Consider the following 23,035-nt stretch of genomic DNA (forward strand, 5'->3'; position numbering starts at 1 on the left):
CTGACCCAAGAAGTTGCGACAAGCTTCCAAACGGGTCAGTTTTTTTATTTTCCTTCCATTATATATCACTTAAACTTTATATCCGTATTTCCCCATCACTTCCACCACTTTTTTAAGACGCACATTTCCTTCTGCAACGATTTCATCCTCAATGATGACAAGCGGATAAAATAAATCTTCTTCAATCATCTTTGCTGCAAAGCTTTTTTGCTTAATATTTTCTGGAGGATTAAACATATCGATATACGAAATTTTAAAGTTCTGCTCAGGAAACTTTCTCGTTAAAGCAGCTTCTAGCCACTCACACGTATCTTTCGAAGAGGGAAGATTTACACAACTTGCACAAATCTGTTCCGCCCCATATACTTCTATCTCAATTTCTTTCTTTACCATACTCTTCCTCCTTTATTTTAGTTTTTTAGCTTCATTTCGATAACTTTTTAAAACCATTCACCTGTTCCTAGCTTACTTGAATAAGATAGATTATTTTTCCGCAAGCTACAGTTGGATTTTTTACTATCTTCGCATTATAATATGATTAGGAAAGGAGTCGATTGCAATGTCTGACCAAACAATGGAAGCCCAAGTTCAAGATGTTCTAGATAAGCTTCGTCCGTTTCTTCTTCGTGATGGCGGTGACTGTGAACTAGTTGACGTAGAAGATGGAATTGTAAAATTACGATTACTAGGAGCTTGCGGAAGCTGTCCAAGTTCGACCATTACGCTAAAAGCTGGGATTGAGCGTGCTCTTCTTGAAGAAGTTCCCGGTGTAGTGGAAGTAGAACAAGTTTTCTAATAGCCTTTATAATAACGTATAACGTATATTAGCTAGAGTATCACTTCAGCTAATATACGTTCAACCATTTTAGATACACACAGCCAAGAACCTTTTTTGCCTGTTATAGAAATAAAGCTGACTCCTCTTTCGGTCCTATCAATTGAATTGATACGGCTTTTGAAGGGGTCAGCTTTTTTTATAATTAAAGAGTAAGTATATGAAGCAGATATGGCTCACGATTTAATAAAGTTCAATTCCTTCTTTTCTTCCTCTGATAAGATCGCTATATGGCTGCCATCGTTATCAATTTGCAACTCTTTCACTTGAAAGTCCGGAAAGATCTCTGTCAAACTTGAAATCACACTGCCTGCTTTTTCGGCAGATACCAAGCATAGAACAGTGGGACCTGCACCACTTAGTGCAGTACCATACGCACCTTCATTAAGGACAACCTCTTCTATTTGTGCTAAATGAGGCACTAGTCCAGCCCTATATGGTTGATGAAAACGATCATTTTGCATCATTTTACCGACAAGATTCCAATCATTCGACAAGATTCCAGCAAGCAAAACATTGGCTGCCGCACTTCCGTTTATCGCTTCTTTATAGGGAAGCGAATTTGGAAGGACATTTCTTGAATCCTCTGTAAGCAATTCAAAATTAGGAATGACTGCAATTACCTTAACGCCCTCAATTGGAAACGAAAGGACATCTGTACTCTCCTCTGTATGCAATCCTACAACCAATCCACCGTAAACAGAGGCCCCTGCATTATCAGGGTGCCCTTCAAAGAGAGAGGCATGTCTATTCTTTTCCTCATCGGATAAATGGAGTTCACCTACCAGGTTTGCTAATTCAATACCTGCTACAATGGCAGATGCACTGCTCCCGAGGCCCCTGGCAAGTGGGATTTCACTTGAAACATAAAGGCGACATGGGGAAAGTTCTTTTCCATAAGAAGCTGCCGTTTTCTTGGCAATTTGAACAATATAATTACTATCATCCCCAGGGAAAACAGACATTTCCTCAGACAGCGGGATGACTTCCCAATGGTCTGATAAAGATCCGTGTACTTCTAAGTAAAGTCCTAGGGCCAGGCCAATTGAATCGAACCCTGGTCCTAAATTGGCCGTACTCGCCGGTACACGGATCAAGAACATCTCAGAATCTGCACTCATGCCTGTTTCACACCTTGCAGATGTTCTAAAATAATCTCTTCATCCATTGGCAGCAACGTTGGTTGAATGGTACTTGTATCAACTGCCACATTCGGATCTTTCAAGCCATTCCCTGTTAGCACCGCTACAATCTTGCTTCCCTTTTTAATTTCACCGCTTTTTAATTGTTTATAAATACCTGCAATAGATGCACATGATGCTGGTTCAGCAAATACTCCTTCTTTTTTCGCAAGGAAATGATAAGCTTCCAGTATTTCTTCGTCGGTCACCTCATCAATTTTACCGTTAGATTCGCTTGCTGCTTCCACAGCGAATTTCCAGCTTGCAGGGTTACCAATACGGATAGCTGTTGCAATTGTTTCAGGATTTTCAATGATAGTGTCCCGAACAATCGCAGCGGCGCCTTCCGCCTCGAACCCTCTCATTTCAGGGAGACCCGTTTGTTTCGTCTCATTATATTCTTTAAACCCTTTCCAGTAAGCAGTAATATTCCCTGCATTTCCAACTGGAAGCGCCAAAATATCAGGTGCCGTGCCTAGGGCGTCACAGATTTCGAACGCGGCCGTCTTCTGGCCTTCAATCCTAAATGGGTTTACCGAGTTCACAAGAGTAATTGGTGAACTCTCACTAAGTGAACGAACGATATTTAATGCTTGGTCAAAATTCCCTTCAATTGAGATAATCTCAGCTCCGTACATAACAGCTTGAGCAAGCTTACCCATTGCAATTTTCCCCTCTGGAATAACGACGATACAGCGTAGGTTAGCACGCGCTGCATAAGCTGCTGCAGCTGCTGATGTATTTCCAGTAGACGCACAGATGATTGTGTCACTGCCCGCCTCGATTGCTTTGGCAACAGCCATGACCATTCCGCGGTCTTTAAACGAACCCGTCGGATTCGCTCCTTCATATTTTACATGCAGGTCGATTCCCCACTCTTCAGATAAACGGTTTAGTTTAATTAAAGGTGTGTTTCCTTCTAATAGGGAAAGTGCAGGTGTATTTTCATTTACAGGTAAAAATTCTTTATATTCACTAATTAGTCCTTGCCAGCTCATTTGATGTTCTCTCCTTCAACTCGGTATGTGCTTTTGACTTCTCTTACCATATTGTAATCATGTAATTTCTGCTTTATTTGTTCAAATGCTGCCAAAGAAGCTGTATGTGTAACCAGTACGATTTCGGAAGATTCTTTTTCATCCAGCGGCAGTTGAAGGATTTTGTCGAATCCAACCCCATGCTCAGCAAATAAATTCGTGATTCTAGCTAAAACGCCCACTTCATCCTGTACATGCAACCGGATAAAGAACTTAGCAAAAATCTCAGTAGCATCTTTTAATTGTTTCGGGTACTGCGGTGAAACAGCACTTCGCCCATTTACACCTAGTCTCATATTCTTGATGACCGTTACCATATCTGAAACAACAGCAGTCGCGGTCGGCAGGCTACCAGCCCCTGGTCCGTAAAACATCGTTTCTCCTACAGCTTCCCCATAAACATATACCGCATTATATTCATTATTTACCGATGCTAATGGATGTGCTTCCGGAAGCAAGGCTGGTTGGACGCTTACTTCAACCCTATCTCCAGCTCTAGAAGCCACTCCAATCAATTTCATTGTATAGCCCAGCTTTTTACTGTATCTCAAATCCTCTTCAGAAATCTCAGTAATCCCCTGTACCTCAACATCATGTAAGCCAATATTCATTGAGAAACCAAGAGTCGATAGAATCGCCATTTTTCGGGCCGCATCCAATCCCCCTACATCAGCTGTTGGATCAGATTCTGCAAATCCTAGCTCTTGTGCTTCCTTTAATACGTCTTCATAGGCTCTGCCTTCTTTGCTCATTTTCGTTAAAATGAAGTTCGTCGTTCCATTGACAATTCCCATCATTTTTGTGATTCGGTCAGAAGATAATCCATCAACAAGACCTCGCAAAATCGGTATTCCCCCTGCAACACTTGCTTCATAGAACAAATCACACTGATTCTCAGTGGCCAATTCCAGCAGTTCCGGACCATATAAGGCCATCAGATCTTTATTAGCCGTTACGATATGCTTTTTATTGTTCAACGCTTCTATTAAATAGCTGCGTGTTTCTTCAATTCCGCCCATAACTTCAATAACTACATCAATCTCAGGATTCGAAAGAATATCCTCTGGATTGGAAGTTAACATACTTTTATCAATATCAACAAGGCGCTCCTTCGTCGTATCCTTGACAAGTATCTTATTAATTGATATTGAACAACCTACTTGATGCATAAGCTTGTCCTGATGACTTTCGATAATTTGTACGACTCCTGATCCGACTGTACCTAACCCCAATAATCCGATCGAGATGGTTTTCATATTTGGTTCCCCCTTAAGAACTGTTTACCTGAAGAAAACATTTGTATTTGTATAGTAGACATTATATGTTTTTTTTATTTAATTATCAATAGTTAGAAAATACAGTCTTCAAGATTTTTTTCTTCTATCCCTTGAAAGAGTAAGATCGAATACCCCTAAATTTTTTATGGGAGAACCATTTTGATGGATATTACTTAACGGATTTCAAGGATTCATTCGTCCCCATAATTATATGTGGGTTTTGCTCGGGATCCATCCATTTCAACAAACTTAGTACATTCTTTTCAGCAGTAGCCGTGCATCCCGCTGTCGGCTTAGTTTCTCCTCTCCATATATGAAGAAAGATTGCACTGCCTTTTCCTTTTTTGATGGGATTCATATTATAATTGATGACCGCTCCATATTTATAGAGTTCATGGTTCATCCTTTCAAAAGACTTCCATTTATCAGCAGGATTTCCCGTGTAAGTCCTCCACTTGTTATAATCCTTCGAGGTCTGATCATCAATCCAGTAATCATTTTTGGTTGTTTTCTTATATTTCATTTTCATATTTGCCGGCTTCGTTTCACTTCCAAAAGCCGTACCAAATGAATATATTCCAATAGGTGATTTTCCGTCGCCCTCTTTTTTACTCTTAGTAAAGCCGTTCTTCCCAATGACGCCCTCCATCTTCTTTAACGCACGTCGCCATTCGCCTTTTTTCTTCTCATATGTTTGAATTGTCACCTTGGTATCACTCATAGATTTTCCTGTGACAGCTACAACTTGGTTAACATTCTTTCTCGTATCAAATTTCTTCAGAATGGCTTTTTCACTGGAACTGAATACCTCTTTGGCATCTGTCATACTGATATATGCGGTCTTTTTTGAATAGCAAACCTTATACCAGTTTCCAGTTCTCCCACTGACTGATAACTCTTTATTTTTCTTATATGTTTTTAAGGTTTTACTGCCAGCCGACGCCTTTTCTTTCAAATCAGTTGTGCTCTTAATGACAATCTTGAATTGCGTTGCTTCACAACTTGTTTTCGTTTCAGCCTTGGCAGGTATCGATGCTTGGAAGACTAGTAGGAATAAAAGGGTAGCCATCATAATTCTTTTCATGGATTCATCCTTCCTCATCTTGAAGTAAAGTAAATAAATATCAAACTATTCTAAAAAATCTTGTTTTTATCATAACATAGTAAGCAAGGATGAATCATATTTCTTTCCAGTTTTTATCTAAATCCAGTCAATTTGAGGCAAATTATATTGCTTGACCGGGACTTCCGCCAATTCATAAAAATGTTTGAGGAAAGACTCATATTGTTGGGATGATTTCGTAATTGAAGATATCTTATCTTCCAGTTCATTGGATCTTGATTCCGTTGTTTTGGAAAAATACTCTTCGACTGTTTCAAAATAATGAATCGGAAACAGCATTCTCGAATATAACAACCGAGCAGAGAAACTCGAAAACTGCTCTACATTCTGATATTCATGAAAAAAATGCGCAATGCCTCGCTGATAAGTATGTTTGTTTTGAAAATAGTGTTCCCTCACCCATTCTGCCACATCCCTTGTTCCATGGTCGAATACCCAATCAAACGGATTTTTCATCCAATTATTGCTTTTCCAGGTATCATGTAAAAATCGTTCATAGCATACCGTTCCACTGTCGACAAGTTGTGGGGTATCATCAATTTCCGTGTCGACTAAATATTGAATCGCATTTTCACCTAATACCATATAATAGGGAAAGGTTTCTACAAATAATTTTTCAAACTGGTTATCCGGATGGGCGTTCAGCTTATCCTTCCAGATCATTTCTAATTGATCAATCCTTTGTTCCCAGAGCTCTTTCCATTTACCAATTCTTGAACATGTTCGAATCGTTTCATTAATATCTCTCCCACGCTGATGAAATCTCGCTAAACGCCGGCCCGGGTTGAAATTTTTCGGACCTTCCAATGCCTCATTAGCAAGGAGGATAAATAATTGCTCATCCGCTTCCGAAACATAACTGCCATGATTTGCAAGGACAAAGGCTGAAACATGACGATCTCCCTGTGAAATCAGATGCTGAGACATTTTATGACGTTCCACTAATTCCTCTTGTTCCACATTTTCTATTGGAACAATGCTGTAAAACATATTTCCAGAACGAAAGCTAGGAAACCGGCTATTGGCTTCCTCTCGCTCTACTTGTATACCGTAATTATTAAAAATGATTTCTTCTATCATAAAATTGCCCCTTTCATCAAATGGATAAAAATAGAAATATTTGGACATTATATACTTATATATATGTGGAATAACCCGTTTTCTGAATGATTATCGAAACCTTATTAGGAAATAAAAGCATGTTTCAGGATTTTCATTTTTACCACAGTACTACTAGCGTTAGAACTATCCCTTAAAATATAGAGAAATGGGTGAAGACCATGGCTAATATTGAACAATCAATATCTGAACAAACGGCTCGAAGATGGCTAAGTGAACGGGGAGTGAAACTAGAGGATATTGCAGAGCTTGTCATGTATCTGCAAAAAAGCTACCATGAAAATCTTCAAATGTCTGATTGCCTTCACAATGTCGAACGGGTAATCTCTAAACGCGAGGTCCAAAATGCTATCTTAACCGGCATACAGTTGGATATTTTAGCTGAGAAAAAATTGCTTGAAGAGCCTCTACAAAGCATCATTGAAATAGATGAAGGACTATATGGAGTCGATGAGATATTAGCCTTATCGATTGTAAATGTGTATGGATCTATCGGTTTTACGAATTATGGATTTATCGACAAGCAAAAACCCGGTATCTTGAAATATTTAAACGATAAAAGCACAGGTAAGGTCCATACTTTTTTAGACGATATCGTCGGTGCTATTGCTGCTGCCGCATCAAGCCGACTTGCCCATCGAACTAAAAATGTTGAATAGTGGACACCACCTTTAAACAATCGGAGATAAATTTTTTCATCTCCACAAATCCCCCTTAATTTTGAATATATGCTGAAATTTTATGATACATCTAAATTCCAGTTCCATAAAAAAAATCCAGGGCTGCTTTCGCAGGCCTGGATTTTTTTATTCGAAGTGCCATAGGTCGAGCGTGTCCACCACATATGTAGGCTGCTTCTCATATTGCTCTAAGCGTTCTTTTGTTGTTACACCTGTATGTACAAGTAATGTATCGATACCTGCGTTAAGGCCAGCCAAAATATCCGTATCATAATTGTCGCCGACCATGATTGTTTCTTCTTTTGGTACACCCAATACTCTTAGCGCCTGCTCTACTATGACGGATTCAGGTTTTCCAATGAATATCGGCTGTACCTGAGTAGAAACAGATACAACGGACGTCAACGCGCCATTTCCCGGTAATAGACCCTGTTCAGTAGGGATGGCAATATCACCATTAGTTGAAATGAAAATGGCGCCATTTCTCACTGCAAGACAGGCTTTTGACAGTTTTTCGTAATTAACGCCACGGTCGATACCCATCACAAGAAAGTCAGGAGATTCATCAACAAGATTCATTCCCTTTTCCTTAAGAGCCTCGATTATGCCTTCTTCACCAACTACATAAACGGATGCATCTTCTTTTTGTTCAGCAATGTAATTCGCTGTAGCCATACTTGTCGTGAATACCTGGTCATCTTCAGTTGAAATACCAATGCTTCTTAATTTATCCGCTACCTGTGCCGGAGTCCGGGAAGAGTTATTGGTTACGAATAAATAAGGGATATCTCTTTTTCTTAGTTCATTAATAAAACCTGCTGCTTCTGCAATTTGTTCGGTTCCACGGTACATCGTGCCATCTAAATCAATTAAATATCCTTTGTACGATTTCATTTGAATTCCTAATTCCCCCTTACCTAACCAAACTAATTTTTAAAAGCTGAAACAGGACCCAATTCGTTTGTTAAATAGTTTCTTACCAAATCAGGGAATTGTTTAAATGCCTCTATGTTTTCCTCGAATACGGAAAGTAGTTCTTGATGGTTCACTTCAATGAAATCCTGAACTAGCATTTTTCTTAGCGGCAGCACCTTTTTAAATTGTATGGCGATAACTTCGGAAATGACTTTTTCATCATGAAGGATATCAATAATATCTTCGTAACTGCCTGGATCACGCATAATAAAACCATCAATTACTGCATTCCCTACATCCAACACAGAATCGATGGAAGTGTGTATGAGCCTTTCGACGATAAGCTCCGAAAGGTCTCCATCCCAATTATCTTGCCCTTCAAAAAGCCCAAGCTGTTTTTCAAGAAATCCTAAAATCTGTTCAATTTTTTGTCGGTCTACAAAGTACATTCTTTCCAGATCCTTTCTGATCTAAGATGACACATGAATTTTATCTACAGTTGAAGGTCTAGCCTAGTAATAGCCCAGTACCAAATCAACCTTATACCTTGATAATACCATAGCTTCTCCAATACTCTCAATTCCTTGGGCTACAACTACTGACCCATTCTCTTTGGCAATCATGTAATTTGGTCATTTCATCAGAAATTTCATACTAAATACTCTCTCTAAAAAAGTAGTACCTCCATAGTACTCCAAAAATGTCTGTTCCCCTATTGCAGTCACTTTGTTATGATGGAACTACCAAAATGCAGATATGAAGGGGATGATAATGTGGAAGAACGTTTTTATTTATACAATGACGTGGTTGACTCCAAAACCCGGTTTATAAGTTTTATGGGTGAGGAATCAAGATTTGATTTGGCCATTACGACTACCGACCGCTTTTATGGCAAGAAGCTTGTATTAAACATGCAGAGTAACCGTTTCGCGATTATTGGACCGGATGATTTAGAAGAGGAAGGCTATCTTGAACATGCATTTCAGTTAACAGAAGCGGAAGCAGAGGAACTAAGTCACTTTTTAATGGAAATCGTATAAATGCTAAAGTTTTTTTCTTTAACGGGAAAACCTACTGAATGTACGATTACATGAGGAGGGTTTACCTTGGAAAAAGAAGAGGAAACATACCACGATTTCTCCAATGTTGAAAAGCAGCGGGATTTTTTACTTCCTGAAGAATTTCCCGAAGGACCTTTTGGATCCACAATAGCACAAGATGCCCCTGTCGAGAATAAAAGTACACCATGGCAGGAAGGACAACGATCTCAAAGTGCCTTTAATTTTGAAAATAAATCATTGCACGAAGACTTACCGCGCAAATATCCTGGTGCTCATCCGACACATGATGATCCGGAAAAGCATGAACAGCCTCCTTATGAAGGATATGGAAGCTCTTAAAGTTAAAGGCCAGAATGCATTCTGGCCTTTTTTATTTCTTTATTTTTTTCACAACAAAATATGGACAGCCAAAATTGCAGTACTCATATAAATATTCGCTGAGCGTACTTATTTTTGTATCGAAGGTTGCTTTCTGATTAGAATCATCAAAAAATCCGCGCAGTCTCAATTGACCGTAACCCCAATCCCCTACGATAAAATCATACTTCGTTAAAATCTCACTATATCTGGCTTTAAACGCTTCTTCGTTATAACCTTCTCTTTCATCTTCGATTATTTCATAGGTCAGGTTATTGATGTTAATCATTCATTTCACCTCTCAAAAATACATTCCTTCTTTAAATTATAACTGATTCCCCATCAATTACTAAGCGAAAATTAGAGAAATATGTTCATCCTAAGGTTACAGGGGGTGTTTTTTAATGAAAAAAACAATAATAGCAGTAGGTTTAAGTTCAATTATTGCACTAACCGGCTGTGCTACCAATAAAGATAAAGATCAAGGTATGGGTCCCAACAATAATGCCGATAATCCTACAAATGTAAATAATCCAACTCAATATTATGACGAGGATTATCGTAATCATGACAACAAAAGTGATGATTTTGGTTTTACCCGCACCAACAAAACGACCATTAAGGGCCGTAACATTTCTAATAAAACAGCTACCGTTGACCGTGAACAATTGGCCGATATTATTTCAACACTAAGCGTTCAGCTTCCAAATGTCAATGATGCCGCTACCCTCGTAACTGATGAGGAAGTTCTTGTCGTATATGATACAAATACCAAGAATCGAACCGACACCGCGGACCAAGTGAAGCGTACGGCAATGTCTATCGTCCCTCGCTACTATCATGTTTATGTCAGTGATGATCCAACACTTGCCCAAAATGTCGAAAACTTCGCAACACTGCAGTCCGACAGCAAAGGTGTCGACTATACTATCGAAGAGACCATTAAACGCATGCTAAAGTCACCTCAAGGACACAAAATGAGTGATGTGGAAAACGAGAACGGTGAAATGGTTAACGATAAAGGGGATCATCATGATAACATCCAACAAAAAACGGACAATTTTTAATTATCTAATTTACTGATTAAGCAAATGATAAAATGAAAGGACCGAATATTTTCGGTCCTTATTTCTTTCTATTTCAATAATTCTTCACCTTTAATTTGCTTATGTTTTGCTGCGGCATTAACCTGTTCATCTGCATGATAAGAAGAACGGACAAGCGGACCGGATTCACAATGACTGAAGCCTTTTTCCAGTGCCCTCTCTTTCAATTCATTGAACTCTTCTGGTGTGTAGTATTTCAACACCTTTAAATGTTTTTTAGTCGGTTGTAGATACTGGCCGATCGTCATGATATCCACATTATTCGCCCTTAGGTCATCCATTGTTTCAAGGATTTCCTCCCTCGTTTCACCTAAGCCGACCATTAAACTCGACTTCGTTGGAATCTCAGGATACATCTCCTTGGCTCTTCTTAAAAGCTCCAAAGAACGTTCATATTTAGCTTGCGCTCGCACTCGGTCGGAAAGGCTTCTGACTGTCTCTATATTGTGGTTCAGAATGTCAGGTTTAGCATCCATCAATATCTTGATATTATCATACACTCCGCCCATATCTGATGGTAATACCTCAATCGATGTAAATGGATTTTTGCGTCGGATAGCACGAACCGTTTCAGCGAAAACTTCAGCGCCACCATCCTTTAAATCATCACGGGCAACAGCCGTAATTACAACATGTTTTAAATTCATCAATACAACGGAATCTGCAACGCGTTCAGGTTCAGCCCAATCTAATTCGTTTGGACGTCCAGTTGTAACAGCACAAAAGCGGCACGCTCTTGTACAGATTTCACCTAAAATCATAAATGTGGCTGTTCGTCTAACTGCCCAGCATTCATGAATATTCGGACATTTTGCTTCTTCACAAACAGTATGCAGATTTTTCTCCCGCATCATATTTTTTAAACCAATGTAATTTTCATTGGTATTAAGCTTTATTTTTAACCAATCTGGTTTACGAAGAATTTCTTTATTTGTAGCAGACATGAAAATGTCACTCCATTCTATAGAAATTAACACACCCTACTTTAACAATAATAATACATTTAGACAAGTTATAGTGAGTTTCCCATCATTTATTTTTCATGTTTAAAGCTAAATCAGTAAAACTTATAAAAGATAGACAAACTGATGTCTTTATAAATACGGATAGCAATATGAAAGGAGCCTGCCCCGTTGAAAAAAGTATTCCTTTTTACCTTAGCTTGTTTGTGTTTTTTGAATACTCAAAGCCTAGTTGCAAATGCTGCTGACACCCCTGATCCTTATCCAGGGAGAATGGAGCTTTATAAAAACATGGAAACAACTCTCCAAATTCCTTGGTATTATCTAGCAGCAGCTGATCAATATGAGCATAGCCTGAGACTTGCCCGCAGGGACCTAGAGCCGGCAAAGGGCCTAATAGGGATTAATATTGAACCTTCTAAGTGGAGAGGGGCTCTTAATCCCAACTTAAATGATGTTAATCCGCTTACAATCACATTTTTTGATGGCTTAGGTCAAGATGGGAATGGTGACGGGAAAGCTGATATTACCAATGATACCGATCGTTTATATGCCTTTGCAAAGCATCTTCTTAATTACGGAACTGACGAAGATAATATCCGGATCGGCCTCTGGAATTATTATAAACGAGATAAAACAGTTAGCATAATTATCGGCAACTCCATGATTTATAAAAAATATGACCGGCTGGATTTGCAGGAGAAAGCTTTCCCTGTTCCAGTAAGGACTCATTATACGTATTTAAATACATGGGGAAGTGCTCGTGGGTGGGGCGGCAGGAGAATCCATGAGGGAACTGATATTTTTGCAGACTATAGCCTTCCTGTACGGTCAACAAGCTATGGAATTGTTGAAATGAAAGGCTGGAATAAATTCGGAGGGTGGCGAATTGGTATTCGTGATTTAAATAATACGTATCATTACTTTGCCCATTTAAGTGGTTTTTCTGATGGATTAAAAGTCGGCCAAATCGTTGAGCCTGGCCAAATAATCGGTGGTGTCGGCAGTACGGGTTATGGTCCTCCAGGTACATCCGGTAAATTCCCCCCACATCTTCATTACGGAATGTACAAAGACAACGGAATAACAGAGTGGAGCTTCGACCCATACCCTTATTTAAAGATGTGGGAAAGGAAAGATTTAGCGAAAAAGCAAAAGTGAGCAGCGGGAAATTTTCCGCTGCTTTTTTTTGAAACGAACATAAACCCCTGAACTTTACGCATAAGTATTAGTAAAGGGGGCTAAAGCGTGTTCCGAAAAAGATTTCGCCCAAAAAAATTCCGAAAAAAGGGACCTCTTCCTACCCGAAAAGTATTTCTCTATTCTTTTATCCTTTTTATCATATCGAGCATCTCTACACTCTGGTATGTTGATAAAGCAATCGAACCCGTTATCATGAGCGTGGCTGAAAAAGAAATCACGCGTATTGCTACAGAAACGATTCATGAAGCTGTTGATGAGAATATATCAAAGGTTGATATGAAAGAAATGATCACTACCAGCAAAGGCGGTGAGGGGGCCCCTTCTTCTTACAGCTTCAATCCAACGATTTATAGTGAATTGAGATCCAACATTACTAAGGATATTCAAAATAAATTAGGAATCAAAAAAGGAAACCCTTTTACTGATACCAGCAAAGCGAAACTCAATGATGAACAATATAAAAGCGTTGTGTACTATATACCTCTTGGTGTAGTTACCGGAAATAACCTTCTTTCAAATTACGGACCTGAGATTCCTGTGAAAATGTCTGTCATTGGAAACGTTGAATCAGATTTAAAGACCAAACTGACCAACGCTGGTATCAATAACATTTATTATGAATTAACCGTTGATTTTAATGTCAATATTCAAATTGTCATCCCCTCACTATCTGAGGAAACTAAGGTGAGTCAGGAAGTAAAGGTTGGAGATATACTGATTAATGGTGACGTACCTAGTTATTACAGCAACGGAAGCGGCTCAGTCCCTCCGGCCATTATGAAGGATAGCAAGGAGTAAAAAAACAGCTTAACCAGTAACAGGTTAGGCTGTTTCTTGTATGTTTAGGCATTTCCTAATCAGCAAGTGCAGGTTTTTCTTCAAATTCACTTCATAGGGCTCTACTATCTGTTCACCATTTTCCTCAAGGATTCGTATCATGGGACGGTCTCCTATTCCCTCATTTTGAGCAGTCACGACCCCTTTTCTCCCATCATTCAATTCAATAAATAGTCCATTTGGGTATATAGCAACCGCCCGGCGGAAAGCCTCAATGATCGTATTATCAAACTTCTTTCCTGCTCCCGCATAAAGAATTTCCAAGCCCTCATGCGGCATCATAGCCTTGCGGTAAACCCGGTTAGACGTAACGGCATCAAACACATCAGCCACGGCAATAATCTTACCGAAATAATGGATTTCATCCCCTTTGATACCACGGGGATAACCAGATCCATCTAATCTTTCGTGATGCTGATAAGCACAATTCGCAACTAGGAGTGATACAGTGTGTACATTTTTTATAAGTTGGAACCCATACTCGGCGTGCTTCTTGATTTGCTCAAACTCTTCTTCTGTTAACTTACCGGTTTTTCGTAAAGTATCCACAGGGACAAGTATTTTCCCGACATCATGCAAGATCGCTCCAAGCCCAAGAGCTTCTAGATTCTTTTTATTTATCTTCAATTCCATCCCAATTGCCAGTGTATATAAGGTCACATTAAAGGAATGAGTAAAAATATAATCATCATATGTATAAACATCAGCCAATAGAGTCAGTAACTCTTTATTCCTGTTCAACTCTTCCATGATGTTTCGAACTATTTGAGTGAACTTAACGTTGGCCTTCTCTATCGTAAACGAACCATCCAGCTTCATATTTTTTTTCAAGTCCAGAAAAGTGCTTTCTATCGTTAGAATAGCGTCTCGCCTTAATCCCCCAGCGATTGTAGGCGCAGGAATAATGTCATCCGTCCTTGAGTCTTGAATGTAGACAAAGGGAATATTAAGGAAAATCAGTCGATTAATCATGTTCTGCGTTAATGTTAGGCCCTCAGCCAATAGGATATTACCCCGCTCATTATAGATGCTTTTACCGAGCTTGGCTCCTGGGGTGAGAGACTCTGTAATAGATAGCCTCATAATTATACTCCGTTTCCCCATTCAAGATTTGTAAATCCACGTTCATATTCCTTTATAAGGATTATCGGACAATATCTAGAAAAATCAATCTGTTATTGTACATATTTACAAAAAAAATATTGATTTATCTAGGTGAATTAAAAACAAGGCTCCCTCTAGATAAAGGAAAGCCCTCCTGATTAAATCATTTTCATCAATGCCTTTTTTCCAATCATCCCTGGATGAATGCCCTTTTCCGCGGCCTCCCAGGTAACCGATTCAAGTGGTGCATCTAAAAGCTCTTCAATCGACTTAACACCGGTTGCCCTTCCTGCAAGGATTTTACGATTTTTCAATTTATCATTTAGTAGTCCGATATCTAGAGCACCGCACATTATATACCCTTTCTCGGACGCGACAGCAATCAAATTGGTTTTGGGCAGTTGGACAGAAATAGCTAGGAATGTATGATTTTCAAGTATTATTGGCATCATGTTAATCAATTGGTTTCGCCCCTTTCTTCCCCATACTTTATGAAAAAAAGGGAGAAACCGTGTTTATAGCCTATTCATTCGGATATACTTTTTTCAACTTCCATAATAGGATATCCCGTAAAAATTCCGGCAATAAGTAATCTTTTCGATTAGAGCGCTGGATACTTGGAAAGAAGTGCCCAAACGTGAACATATCCGGTATCGCAAGTTTATAGGACTTATGAGGCTGAAGCTTTTCCCCATTTATAAGAATCTCTTTTACTATTCCATTTGTAACTTCTTTAAATTCTATTTGATCATAATGCATGACTCCCATGATTTTCCCACGGAAACCGAACCCCTTTATCTGAATATGAGGCCACTCCTCATTTCTCGATTGCATTAAGATTTCCTTTAATTCATTACCGTTAACCTCAACGATGCATGGATTAATCGGGTGTGGACAGATTCGGTGAATATCCCCTTTTGTGACAGGTCCCTTTGGCAAACCATCAAGTAGAAGGCCTGCATTCAAAAAGGTACAATCTGCCTCACTCCACTCCCTTAAAGCCTCCCCAAGGATTTCAGTAAGCGGACTAACTTTAAACCATTCATTTTCCAAAGACTCGGGTAAGTTTACTGCGACTTGTTGAAGAGTCTCTCCTCCGGCCTGGTACATCTCTTCAATCCAAGATCGTTCATCCTCTAATTCTGGAAGATCGTTTGTATCATAGAGAATAGCCCTCTTTTTACAGACTTTCATTTCTTCATTGACGGACATTTCTACCTGTCCAATAAAAAAGCCATATTTCCCAGCACCACAAAGAAGCGTATTATTGACTAATTTGCCTTGATGAAGTATGTGATGGGTATGTGCACCAAGAATTACATCAATCTCGGGAAAGTCCTCTGCCATTCTTTCGTCATCATGAATGCCTAGGTGGGAAAGTATAATGATTGCATCTGCTTCACCTTTAATCTTATGTAGCTGTGTCTTTAATTCCGTAAATGGTTCGGTTAGTTCCCAACCCATTGCTGAATAAAACTTTTGAAAATAAGCAGTCAATCCTATCATGGCAATCTTTGTACCTTTTGCCGTCGTATGTATCCAATAAGGCAGCGCCCATTCCGGTCTTTCATTATTCTGGTTATAGATATTGGCTGCCAGCACTTGGAACTTTGCATTCTCATATAAGGAGTCTAACGCTTCATGCGGCAAAGTGATTCCTTCATTATTGCCGATTGTTACATATTGATAACCCGCTTCATTCAGCAGTTCAATATTTCCTTTCCCTAAAGTACCTTCTGTATATGGGTGCCAGCGATCAACATGATCTCCTATATCTAGTATGATCGCTTCTTCTCCCGTTTCTTGATGAAGTTGTCTTCTTTCTTTAAGAAACTTATCAATACGAGGCCAGTTTTCAAAATGACTATGAAGATCATTGGTGTGATATATATGAATGATTTCTGACATTTTTTCCTCCTCGTTATCCTGTAATACCTTGGTATATAAGACGTAGACCAATGATTATCAGCACAATTTTCAACATATTTTCGAGCGATGTACTTTTTAAGCGTGTATTAATAAATGCACCCAATTTTGCGCCAAACCAGGCTCCGGGAATAAGGGCAAAAGCATATGGCCAATTTACATTACCAAGCGAAATATGTGCAATCGAATTAGTAATGGAAGACAGAAACACCATGAACATCGACGTCGCTACAGCCATATGCGGCGGGAAGAAGAACATCAGTATCATTACTGGAACCATTAAGGAACCTCCGCCAATCCCAAATAAACCGGAACTGAATCCAACGACGAAAGCAATTAATATCGCTACCAGAGGGTAATATCCATAAGAAGATACTTGTCCATTTTTATTTTTATACGTTTTTACGACCTTCCCTGTTCCAGGTTTGAATACCATAGGCTTCAGGCGGCCTTTTACTAATAAAACCAAAGCCATTAATACCATGAAGATTCCAAAGTACAACGAAAAGGCTTCCACATCAAGTTTTTTATTAACATAGGCTCCAATTATTCCTCCAGGAGCACTGCCTATAAAGAAAATTAAGCCCGCCTTATAATCGACTACTTTATGCTTCATATAGGATAAAGTAGAAGATAACCCGGTAAAAATCATAATAACAGTTGAAACACCGACGGCGACTTGAGGTGTTAGTTCATCGATAATATCTGTCGATGTACCTAGAAACAAAAGGGAAGGTACTATGATTATGCCGCCACCCAGGCCAACGAGAGAGCCGATTGAGCCTGCTAATAACCCGATACCCACTAATACTAACCATACCATGAAGAAATCCGCCTTTATCTGTTTGTGGGCCTCGCGATCCCTTACTAGTTTGTCACATCAGCTAATTTATTAATTATATAATGACGCTTAAAACAAACCAAGCTGCTTAGGGGCTAGCCCTTCATATTCTATACCAAGCATCTCAATCATCTGCTTCGCATTATCTGCGGCATCTCCTCCTGAGTTATTATTGAAAAGGACATATATATCCTTACTCTGTTTTTCTAATTTCCTGATTTTCTCCACCCATTCGGTCAATTCCAGATGATTGTATCGGTATAAATAACGAACTTCCCGCCAATTATCCCCCGAAGAAGGTTTTTGCCAACCATGGATATTGCGGCCATGAAGGCGAACTAAGGTTTTATCTGGATGTATAGACTCGAGCACAATAGGAATGGACCCTTCTCCTGCCTGCGGCTCATCACATACAGTATGAATCCAACCTTCCTTTTGGACAAACTCCAGGGTTTGCTGATACATGTTGGGTCTGTACCAGCTTTGATTCCGGAACTCAATAGCTACTGGAGTATCCCCCATCTCTGCTTTGCACCACCGTAAATAGTTTACATTCTCCCGCTTACAATCAAACCATGGTGGAAATTGAAACAGCACCATTGCTAGCTTGCCGGCTTTTTGATAGGCTTCAAGAGAGTCACGGAAAGCTTTAAACATTTCTTTTTTATTTTCAAAAGGAATTTCTCCACGCTGATGCCCTGTCATCCCTTGATAGGCTTTTACAACAAATTGAAAAGGAACCGGTGTCTCGGATACCCACTTTTCACTGTTCCTCTTAGGCTGGACCGCATAAAACGAAGCGTCCACCTCCACAACAGGAAAATGAGCCCCATACTCTTTCAGCTTATCACGTTGGGACACCCCGTCACGATACAAACTATCATGATCCCCCCAACCAGTCACCCCAACATAAATCATCTGCACCACTCCTTTTAGGGGTCAGACCCCATTTCCCGAATTATATCCCAAAAGAAAAAGCCTGCCGGATCTACCTGGCAGGCTTTTTATATGAATCGGTTATTCTAAAATGCACTACAGGCAAGTTAGTCGGTTATTATCCGATTGAGCCTTCCATTTCGAACTTGATCAGACGGTTCATTTCAACCGCATATTCCATTGGAAGTTCTTTTGTAAATGGTTCGATGAAGCCCATAACGATCATTTCTGTTGCTTCTTGCTCGGAGATTCCGCGACTCATCAGGTAGAACAATTGCTCTTCTGATACTTTGGATACCTTCGCTTCATGTTCAAGAGAAATGTTGTCATTCAGGATTTCATTGTAAGGGATTGTATCAGATGTAGACTGATTATCCATGATTAATGTATCACACTCAATGTTAGAACGAGCTCCATCCGCTTTACGTCCAAAGTGAACGATACCACGGTAGGTTACTTTTCCGCCTTGTTTTGAAATTGATTTTGATACAATAGTTGAAGATGTATTTGGCGCAAGATGAATCATTTTTGCTCCAGCATCTTGGTGTTGGCCTTTTCCAGCAATAGCAATAGATAATGTCATACCACGAGCACCTTCACCTTTTAAGATGACAGCAGGATATTTCATTGTCAATTTAGAACCGATGTTTCCATCAATCCATTCCATTGTTGCATTTGCATCACAGACCGCACGTTTCGTAACCAGGTTAAACACGTTATTTGCCCAGTTTTGAATCGTTGTGTAACGGCAGTAAGCATCTTTTTTAATGACGATTTCAACAACCGCACTATGAAGAGAGTTAGTTGTATAAACAGGTGCTGTACAACCTTCTACATAGTGAACAGATGCTCCTTCATCCACAATGATTAGCGTACGTTCGAATTGACCCATGTTTTCAGAGTTGATTCGGAAATAAGCTTGAAGCGGAGTATCTACTTTAACACCTTTTGGTACATAGATGAAAGATCCGCCTGACCATACAGCTGAATTCAATGCCGAAAACTTATTATCAGTAGGCGGGATTGTTTTACCGAAATGCTCACGGAAGATATCTTCATTTTCACGAAGTGCAGAGTCCGTATCTTTAAACACGATACCCAAATCTTCTAATTCTACTTTCATGCTGTGGTAAACTACTTCGGATTCATATTGAGCAGAAACACCTGCTAAATATTTTTGTTCTGCCTCAGGAATTCCTAATTTATCAAAAGTTTGTTTGATTTCATCAGGGACTTCATCCCAAGATTTCTCTGATTTCTCTGATGGTTTAACATAGTATGTGATTTCATCAAAGTTCAAGCTTTGCATGTCGCCGCCCCATTGAGGCATTGGCATATTGTAAAAATGCTCCAATGATTTCAAACGGAAATCAAGCATCCATTGCGGTTCATTCTTCATTCGAGAAATTTCTTCCACGATTTCTTTTGTCAGACCACGCTTTGAACGGAAGATGGAAACATCTTTATCCGCAAAGCCATATTTATAATCGCCGATTTCAGGCATTTTCTTAGCCATAGCTCGTATTCCTCCATTTCAAATGGCTGAATCTACAACAGCTCATTTTAATTTATTTATTCCTTTAATCCCTTTTCCATGGCTTTCCAAGCTAGAGTTGCACACTTGATACGGGCAGGAAATTTAGAAACTCCTTGAAGGGCTTCAATATCCCCAAGGTCGATCTCATCATCATACTCTTTCCCCTGTATCATTAAGGAAAATGTCTGGGACATTGCTAGAGCAGTATCAACGTCTTTGCCCTTAATGGCTTGAGTCATCATAGAAGCTGAACTCATGGATATTGAACAACCATCACCATCGAATTTAACATCGCTGACTTTGCCATCTTCAATCTTCATCGTTAAACGAATCCGATCGCCGCAAGTTGGATTATTCATATCGATTGTCATGCTACCATCTTCTAGCATACCCTTATTACGTGGTTTCTTATAATGATCCATAATGACTTGACGGTAAAGTGTATCTAAGTTATCAAAAGACATTACTAAAATACTCCTTCGTTTTAACAAGCCCGGACACAAGCTTATCAATATCTTCTTCCGTGTTGTAGAGATAGAAACTTGCTCTTGCTGTCGATGATACGTCAAGCCATTTCATTAATGGCTGTGCGCAGTGATGACCGGCACGGACAGCAATTCCATCTGCATCAAGAACGGTAGCGACGTCATGTGGATGAACGTCATTAATATTAAAGGTTATTACACCCGCACGCTTTTCTGCATCTTTAGGACCGTAAATCGTCAGCCCTTCAACTGCAGACATTTTCTCCATTGCATAAGCTGCAAGTTTATGTTCATGCCGTTCAATATTATCCAAGCCGATTTCTTCTAAGAAATCAATTGCAGCCCCAAGGCCAACGGCGCCGGCAATGATTGGGGTACCGCCTTCGAATTTCCACGGGAGTTCTTTCCATGTAGACTCATACAAACCTACAAAATCAATCATCTCTCCGCCAAATTCAATCGGCTCCATTTTTTCAAGAAGTTCTTTTTTACCATATAATACGCCGATACCTGTTGGACCGACCATTTTATGACCTGAGAAGGCAAAGAAATCACAATCCAAATCACGAACATCCACTTTTAGATGCGGCGTGCTTTGTGCCCCATCCACAACCATGACAGCATGGTGTTCATGGGCAATTTTTGCGATTTCCTTCACAGGGTTGATAACACCAAGCACATTGGAAACCTGCATAATGGAAACGATTTTCGTTGCATCTGTAATTGTAGCTCTCACATCATCAAGGGAAATCGTTCCATCCTCTTGAAGCGGAATATATTTCAGTACAGCACCTTTTTCTTTAGCCAACTGCTGCCACGGAATAATATTACTGTGATGCTCCATGTAAGAGATAACAATTTCGTCGCCCTCTTTTACATTTGCTCCACCGTAACTTCTTGCTACAGTATTTAAAGAAGTTGTTGTTCCTCTTGTAAAAATGATTTCTTCTGTAGAAGAAGCATTAATGAATTTACGCACCTTTTCACGTGCACCTTCATACGCATCCGTAGCTTTTGTTCCAAGTGTATGCACCCCGCGGTGAACATTCGAGTTGTATCCGCGGTAATATTGCTCAATCGCTTCAATCACTGCAGCCGGTTTTTGAGAGGTTGCAGCACTATCTAAATAAACTAATGGCTGACCATTGACTTCTTGATCTAATATCGGAAAAAGCTTACGAATTTCGTATGGGTTCATTACTGTACTTTCCTTTCAATGACCGCTACTAATTGTTTTTTAACTCCTTCAATTGGAAGCTGGTTAACAACAGGGGCCAAGAATCCGTGAATGACAAGTCTTTCTGCTTCTTTTTTAGTAATACCACGACTCATTAAATAATAAAGTTGAAGCGGGTCAACACGTCCGACAGAAGCGGCATGCCCAGCCGTTACATCATCTTCATCAATTAAAAGGATTGGATTGGCGTCTCCGCGTGCTTTTTCACTTAACATCAGTACGCGTGACTCTTGTTCAGCATTGGCCTTTGTAGCACCATACTCAATTTTCCCAATTCCATTAAAAATGGAGGATGCGCCGTCTTTCATAACACCGTGCTTAAGGATATAGCCCTCAGAGCGTTTGCCAAAATGAATAATGGCTGTCGTAAAGTTTTGTTTTTGTTCCCCGCGGCCGACTACAACGGTTTTAGTATCACCGTGAGAGCCATCGCCCATTAGATATGTTGTGTTATCTGAAATCGTATTTCCATCGTTCATTAGGCCAAGTGCCCACTCAATACGAGCGTCACGTGCTGCAACTCCACGGCGGTTAACATATGTCGTAAAACCTTTCGAAAGGGTATCAACAGCTCCATATTCCACTTTGGCATTCGCATTTGCAAATACTTCAGTTACGATATTAGCAATACCTTCGTTAGACTCAACGCTTGAGAAGTAGTTCTCTACATATGTTACAGAGCTATTATCTTCTGCCACGATTAAAACGTGGTTGAAAAGTGTAGTTTCAGGGTTATCCAACAAAAATACTGCTTGAATTGGATCTTTGATCTCTACATTTTTTGGAACATAAAGGAATGCACCACCGTTAACTAATGCAGCATGTAATGCTGTTAAACGGTGCTCATCTATTTTAACTCCGTCCTTCATGAAATATTTTTGTACGAGCTCAGCATGGTCACGAGCCGCTGTAAAAATATCAGTGAAAATAACGCCTTGTTCTTTTATTTTTGCTGACAAATTAATATGTGCCGGCGTATTATTGCGTTGAATGTATAAGTTTTCATTTCCTTCAATGATGGATTTAATTTCTTCCGGAACCTCATCTAAAGAGGCAAAAGTTTCACTTTCAACTGTATGAGTCTTGAAAGAAGTAAAATTCCATTTATCGATTTTTGTTTTATCCGGCTTTGGCATTGGGAGCTTTTCTAATTCAGAAAACGCTTGAATTCGAAGCTCAGATAGCCAAGCTGGCTCATTATTTTTAGTTGAATAAGAGCTTATGTCCTCTTGTTCAAACGGTAATTTCGTTTCTGTAGTCATTGCAAATCCTCCTA

27 protein-coding genes are annotated in these 23,035 nt (G+C 39.6%); 7 read left to right on the top strand and 20 right to left on the bottom strand.

Features of this window, described 5'->3' with window-relative positions:
* Positions 1-69: 69 nt before the first annotated feature.
* Positions 70-393, bottom strand: coding sequence for a YuzD family protein (locus JFV29_RS25680; RefSeq protein WP_201187203.1), 324 nt, complete (start codon positions 391-393; stop codon positions 70-72).
* A gap of 166 nt (positions 394-559) precedes the next feature.
* On the opposite strand from JFV29_RS25680, the gene JFV29_RS25685 reads away from it, so the two are divergent.
* A complete protein-coding gene (locus JFV29_RS25685; protein ID WP_053348710.1) occupies positions 560-796 on the top strand; it encodes a NifU family protein in 237 nt (78 codons plus the stop codon).
* A 215-nt stretch (positions 797-1,011) separates the two neighbouring features.
* Here JFV29_RS25685 and thrB read toward each other — a convergent pair whose 3' ends face one another.
* From thrB to yutH, 5 genes are all read right to left on the bottom strand, one after another.
* Positions 1,012-1,956: a homoserine kinase gene (thrB, locus tag JFV29_RS25690; protein WP_201187204.1), complete on the bottom strand. Its 945-nt coding sequence runs from the start codon at positions 1,954-1,956 to the stop codon at positions 1,012-1,014.
* On the bottom strand, positions 1,953-3,014 hold the full coding sequence (gene thrC, locus JFV29_RS25695) for a threonine synthase (RefSeq protein ID WP_056524710.1): 1,062 nt from the start codon (positions 3,012-3,014) through the stop codon (positions 1,953-1,955). Before thrC ends, thrB begins: the two co-directional genes overlap by 4 nt.
* The gene (locus tag JFV29_RS25700; RefSeq protein ID WP_057215288.1) at positions 3,011-4,309 is read right to left on the bottom strand and encodes a homoserine dehydrogenase; all 1,299 of its coding nucleotides are present in this window, start codon (positions 4,307-4,309) and stop codon (positions 3,011-3,013) included. The genes thrC and JFV29_RS25700 overlap by 4 nt, the downstream gene beginning before the upstream one ends.
* 190 nt (positions 4,310-4,499) lie before the next feature.
* On the bottom strand, positions 4,500-5,414 hold the full coding sequence (locus JFV29_RS30785) for a L,D-transpeptidase family protein (protein ID WP_242485362.1): 915 nt from the start codon (positions 5,412-5,414) through the stop codon (positions 4,500-4,502).
* 117 nt (positions 5,415-5,531) lie between these two features.
* On the bottom strand, positions 5,532-6,533 hold the full coding sequence (yutH, locus tag JFV29_RS25710; RefSeq protein WP_056524703.1) for a spore coat putative kinase YutH: 1,002 nt from the start codon (positions 6,531-6,533) through the stop codon (positions 5,532-5,534).
* A gap of 200 nt (positions 6,534-6,733) precedes the next feature.
* On the opposite strand from yutH, the gene JFV29_RS25715 reads away from it, so the two are divergent.
* Complete coding sequence (locus JFV29_RS25715) at positions 6,734-7,231, top strand: phosphatidylglycerophosphatase A family protein (RefSeq protein WP_201187205.1); 498 nt, start codon at positions 6,734-6,736, stop codon at positions 7,229-7,231.
* 147 nt (positions 7,232-7,378) lie between these two features.
* Here JFV29_RS25715 and JFV29_RS25720 read toward each other — a convergent pair whose 3' ends face one another.
* From JFV29_RS25720 to JFV29_RS30790, 3 genes are all read right to left on the bottom strand, one after another.
* On the bottom strand, positions 7,379-8,146 hold the full coding sequence (locus JFV29_RS25720) for a TIGR01457 family HAD-type hydrolase (protein WP_201187206.1): 768 nt from the start codon (positions 8,144-8,146) through the stop codon (positions 7,379-7,381).
* A 32-nt stretch (positions 8,147-8,178) separates the two neighbouring features.
* Positions 8,179-8,616 carry a DUF86 domain-containing protein gene (locus tag JFV29_RS25725; protein ID WP_201187207.1) on the bottom strand — a complete coding sequence of 146 codons (438 nt, stop codon included), beginning with the start codon at positions 8,614-8,616 and terminating at the stop codon, positions 8,179-8,181.
* A 63-nt stretch (positions 8,617-8,679) separates the two neighbouring features.
* Positions 8,680-8,790: an EAL domain-containing protein gene (locus tag JFV29_RS30790; RefSeq protein ID WP_242486946.1), complete on the bottom strand. Its 111-nt coding sequence runs from the start codon at positions 8,788-8,790 to the stop codon at positions 8,680-8,682.
* Positions 8,791-8,940: 150 nt separating this feature from the next.
* Between JFV29_RS30790 and JFV29_RS25730 the strand changes: the two genes are divergently transcribed.
* Positions 8,941-9,207 (top strand): DUF3055 domain-containing protein, encoded by a 267-nt coding sequence (locus JFV29_RS25730; protein ID WP_053348702.1) that lies wholly within the window; start codon positions 8,941-8,943, stop codon positions 9,205-9,207.
* Between the two features lie 66 nt (positions 9,208-9,273).
* Positions 9,274-9,567, top strand: coding sequence for a cytosolic protein (locus tag JFV29_RS25735; protein ID WP_201187208.1), 294 nt, complete (start codon positions 9,274-9,276; stop codon positions 9,565-9,567).
* A 31-nt stretch (positions 9,568-9,598) separates the two neighbouring features.
* On the opposite strand, the gene JFV29_RS25740 is transcribed toward JFV29_RS25735, so the two are convergent.
* Positions 9,599-9,874 carry a YutD family protein gene (locus tag JFV29_RS25740; protein WP_053348700.1) on the bottom strand — a complete coding sequence of 92 codons (276 nt, stop codon included), beginning with the start codon at positions 9,872-9,874 and terminating at the stop codon, positions 9,599-9,601.
* A gap of 115 nt (positions 9,875-9,989) precedes the next feature.
* Here JFV29_RS25740 and JFV29_RS25745 point away from each other — a divergent pair, with 115 nt between their 5' ends.
* A complete protein-coding gene (locus JFV29_RS25745) occupies positions 9,990-10,652 on the top strand; it encodes a YhcN/YlaJ family sporulation lipoprotein (RefSeq protein ID WP_201187210.1) in 663 nt (220 codons plus the stop codon).
* Positions 10,653-10,720: 68 nt separating this feature from the next.
* Here JFV29_RS25745 and lipA read toward each other — a convergent pair whose 3' ends face one another.
* Complete coding sequence (lipA, locus tag JFV29_RS25750; protein WP_053348698.1) at positions 10,721-11,635, bottom strand: lipoyl synthase; 915 nt, start codon at positions 11,633-11,635, stop codon at positions 10,721-10,723.
* Positions 11,636-11,824: 189 nt separating this feature from the next.
* Here lipA and JFV29_RS25755 point away from each other — a divergent pair, with 189 nt between their 5' ends.
* Both JFV29_RS25755 and yunB read left to right on the top strand, forming a co-directional pair.
* Complete coding sequence (locus JFV29_RS25755) at positions 11,825-12,814, top strand: M23 family metallopeptidase (RefSeq protein ID WP_056524686.1); 990 nt, start codon at positions 11,825-11,827, stop codon at positions 12,812-12,814.
* 87 nt (positions 12,815-12,901) lie between these two features.
* A complete protein-coding gene (gene yunB / locus JFV29_RS25760) occupies positions 12,902-13,654 on the top strand; it encodes a sporulation protein YunB (protein WP_201187212.1) in 753 nt (250 codons plus the stop codon).
* A 24-nt stretch (positions 13,655-13,678) separates the two neighbouring features.
* On the opposite strand, the gene JFV29_RS25765 is transcribed toward yunB, so the two are convergent.
* The 9 genes from JFV29_RS25765 to sufD form a co-directional block, all read right to left on the bottom strand.
* A complete protein-coding gene (locus JFV29_RS25765) occupies positions 13,679-14,776 on the bottom strand; it encodes an HD-GYP domain-containing protein (protein WP_201187215.1) in 1,098 nt (365 codons plus the stop codon).
* 179 nt (positions 14,777-14,955) lie between these two features.
* Positions 14,956-15,258, bottom strand: a complete 303-nt coding sequence (locus JFV29_RS25770; RefSeq protein ID WP_201187217.1) for a YunC family protein — start codon at positions 15,256-15,258, stop codon at positions 14,956-14,958.
* Between the two features lie 61 nt (positions 15,259-15,319).
* Complete coding sequence (locus JFV29_RS25775; protein ID WP_201187219.1) at positions 15,320-16,705, bottom strand: bifunctional metallophosphatase/5'-nucleotidase; 1,386 nt, start codon at positions 16,703-16,705, stop codon at positions 15,320-15,322.
* Between the two features lie 13 nt (positions 16,706-16,718).
* Complete coding sequence (locus JFV29_RS25780; protein WP_201187221.1) at positions 16,719-17,546, bottom strand: sulfite exporter TauE/SafE family protein; 828 nt, start codon at positions 17,544-17,546, stop codon at positions 16,719-16,721.
* 87 nt (positions 17,547-17,633) lie between these two features.
* A complete protein-coding gene (locus tag JFV29_RS25785) occupies positions 17,634-18,482 on the bottom strand; it encodes a DUF72 domain-containing protein (RefSeq protein ID WP_201187222.1) in 849 nt (282 codons plus the stop codon).
* Positions 18,483-18,618: 136 nt separating this feature from the next.
* On the bottom strand, positions 18,619-20,016 hold the full coding sequence (gene sufB / locus JFV29_RS25790) for a Fe-S cluster assembly protein SufB (protein WP_056524668.1): 1,398 nt from the start codon (positions 20,014-20,016) through the stop codon (positions 18,619-18,621).
* A 56-nt stretch (positions 20,017-20,072) separates the two neighbouring features.
* Entirely contained in the window at positions 20,073-20,501 is a 429-nt protein-coding gene (gene sufU / locus JFV29_RS25795) for a Fe-S cluster assembly sulfur transfer protein SufU (RefSeq protein ID WP_053348689.1), read from the bottom strand.
* Positions 20,491-21,720 carry a cysteine desulfurase gene (locus tag JFV29_RS25800; protein ID WP_098176260.1) on the bottom strand — a complete coding sequence of 410 codons (1,230 nt, stop codon included), beginning with the start codon at positions 21,718-21,720 and terminating at the stop codon, positions 20,491-20,493. The genes sufU and JFV29_RS25800 overlap by 11 nt, the downstream gene beginning before the upstream one ends.
* Positions 21,720-23,021 (bottom strand): Fe-S cluster assembly protein SufD, encoded by a 1,302-nt coding sequence (gene sufD / locus JFV29_RS25805; RefSeq protein WP_201187223.1) that lies wholly within the window; start codon positions 23,019-23,021, stop codon positions 21,720-21,722. Before sufD ends, JFV29_RS25800 begins: the two co-directional genes overlap by 1 nt.
* Between the last annotated feature and the right edge of the window lie 14 nt (positions 23,022-23,035).

It is taken from the genome of Peribacillus sp. TH16 (assembly GCF_016651095.1).
In the GTDB taxonomy this organism is placed as follows: domain Bacteria; phylum Bacillota; class Bacilli; order Bacillales; family DSM-1321; genus Peribacillus; species Peribacillus butanolivorans.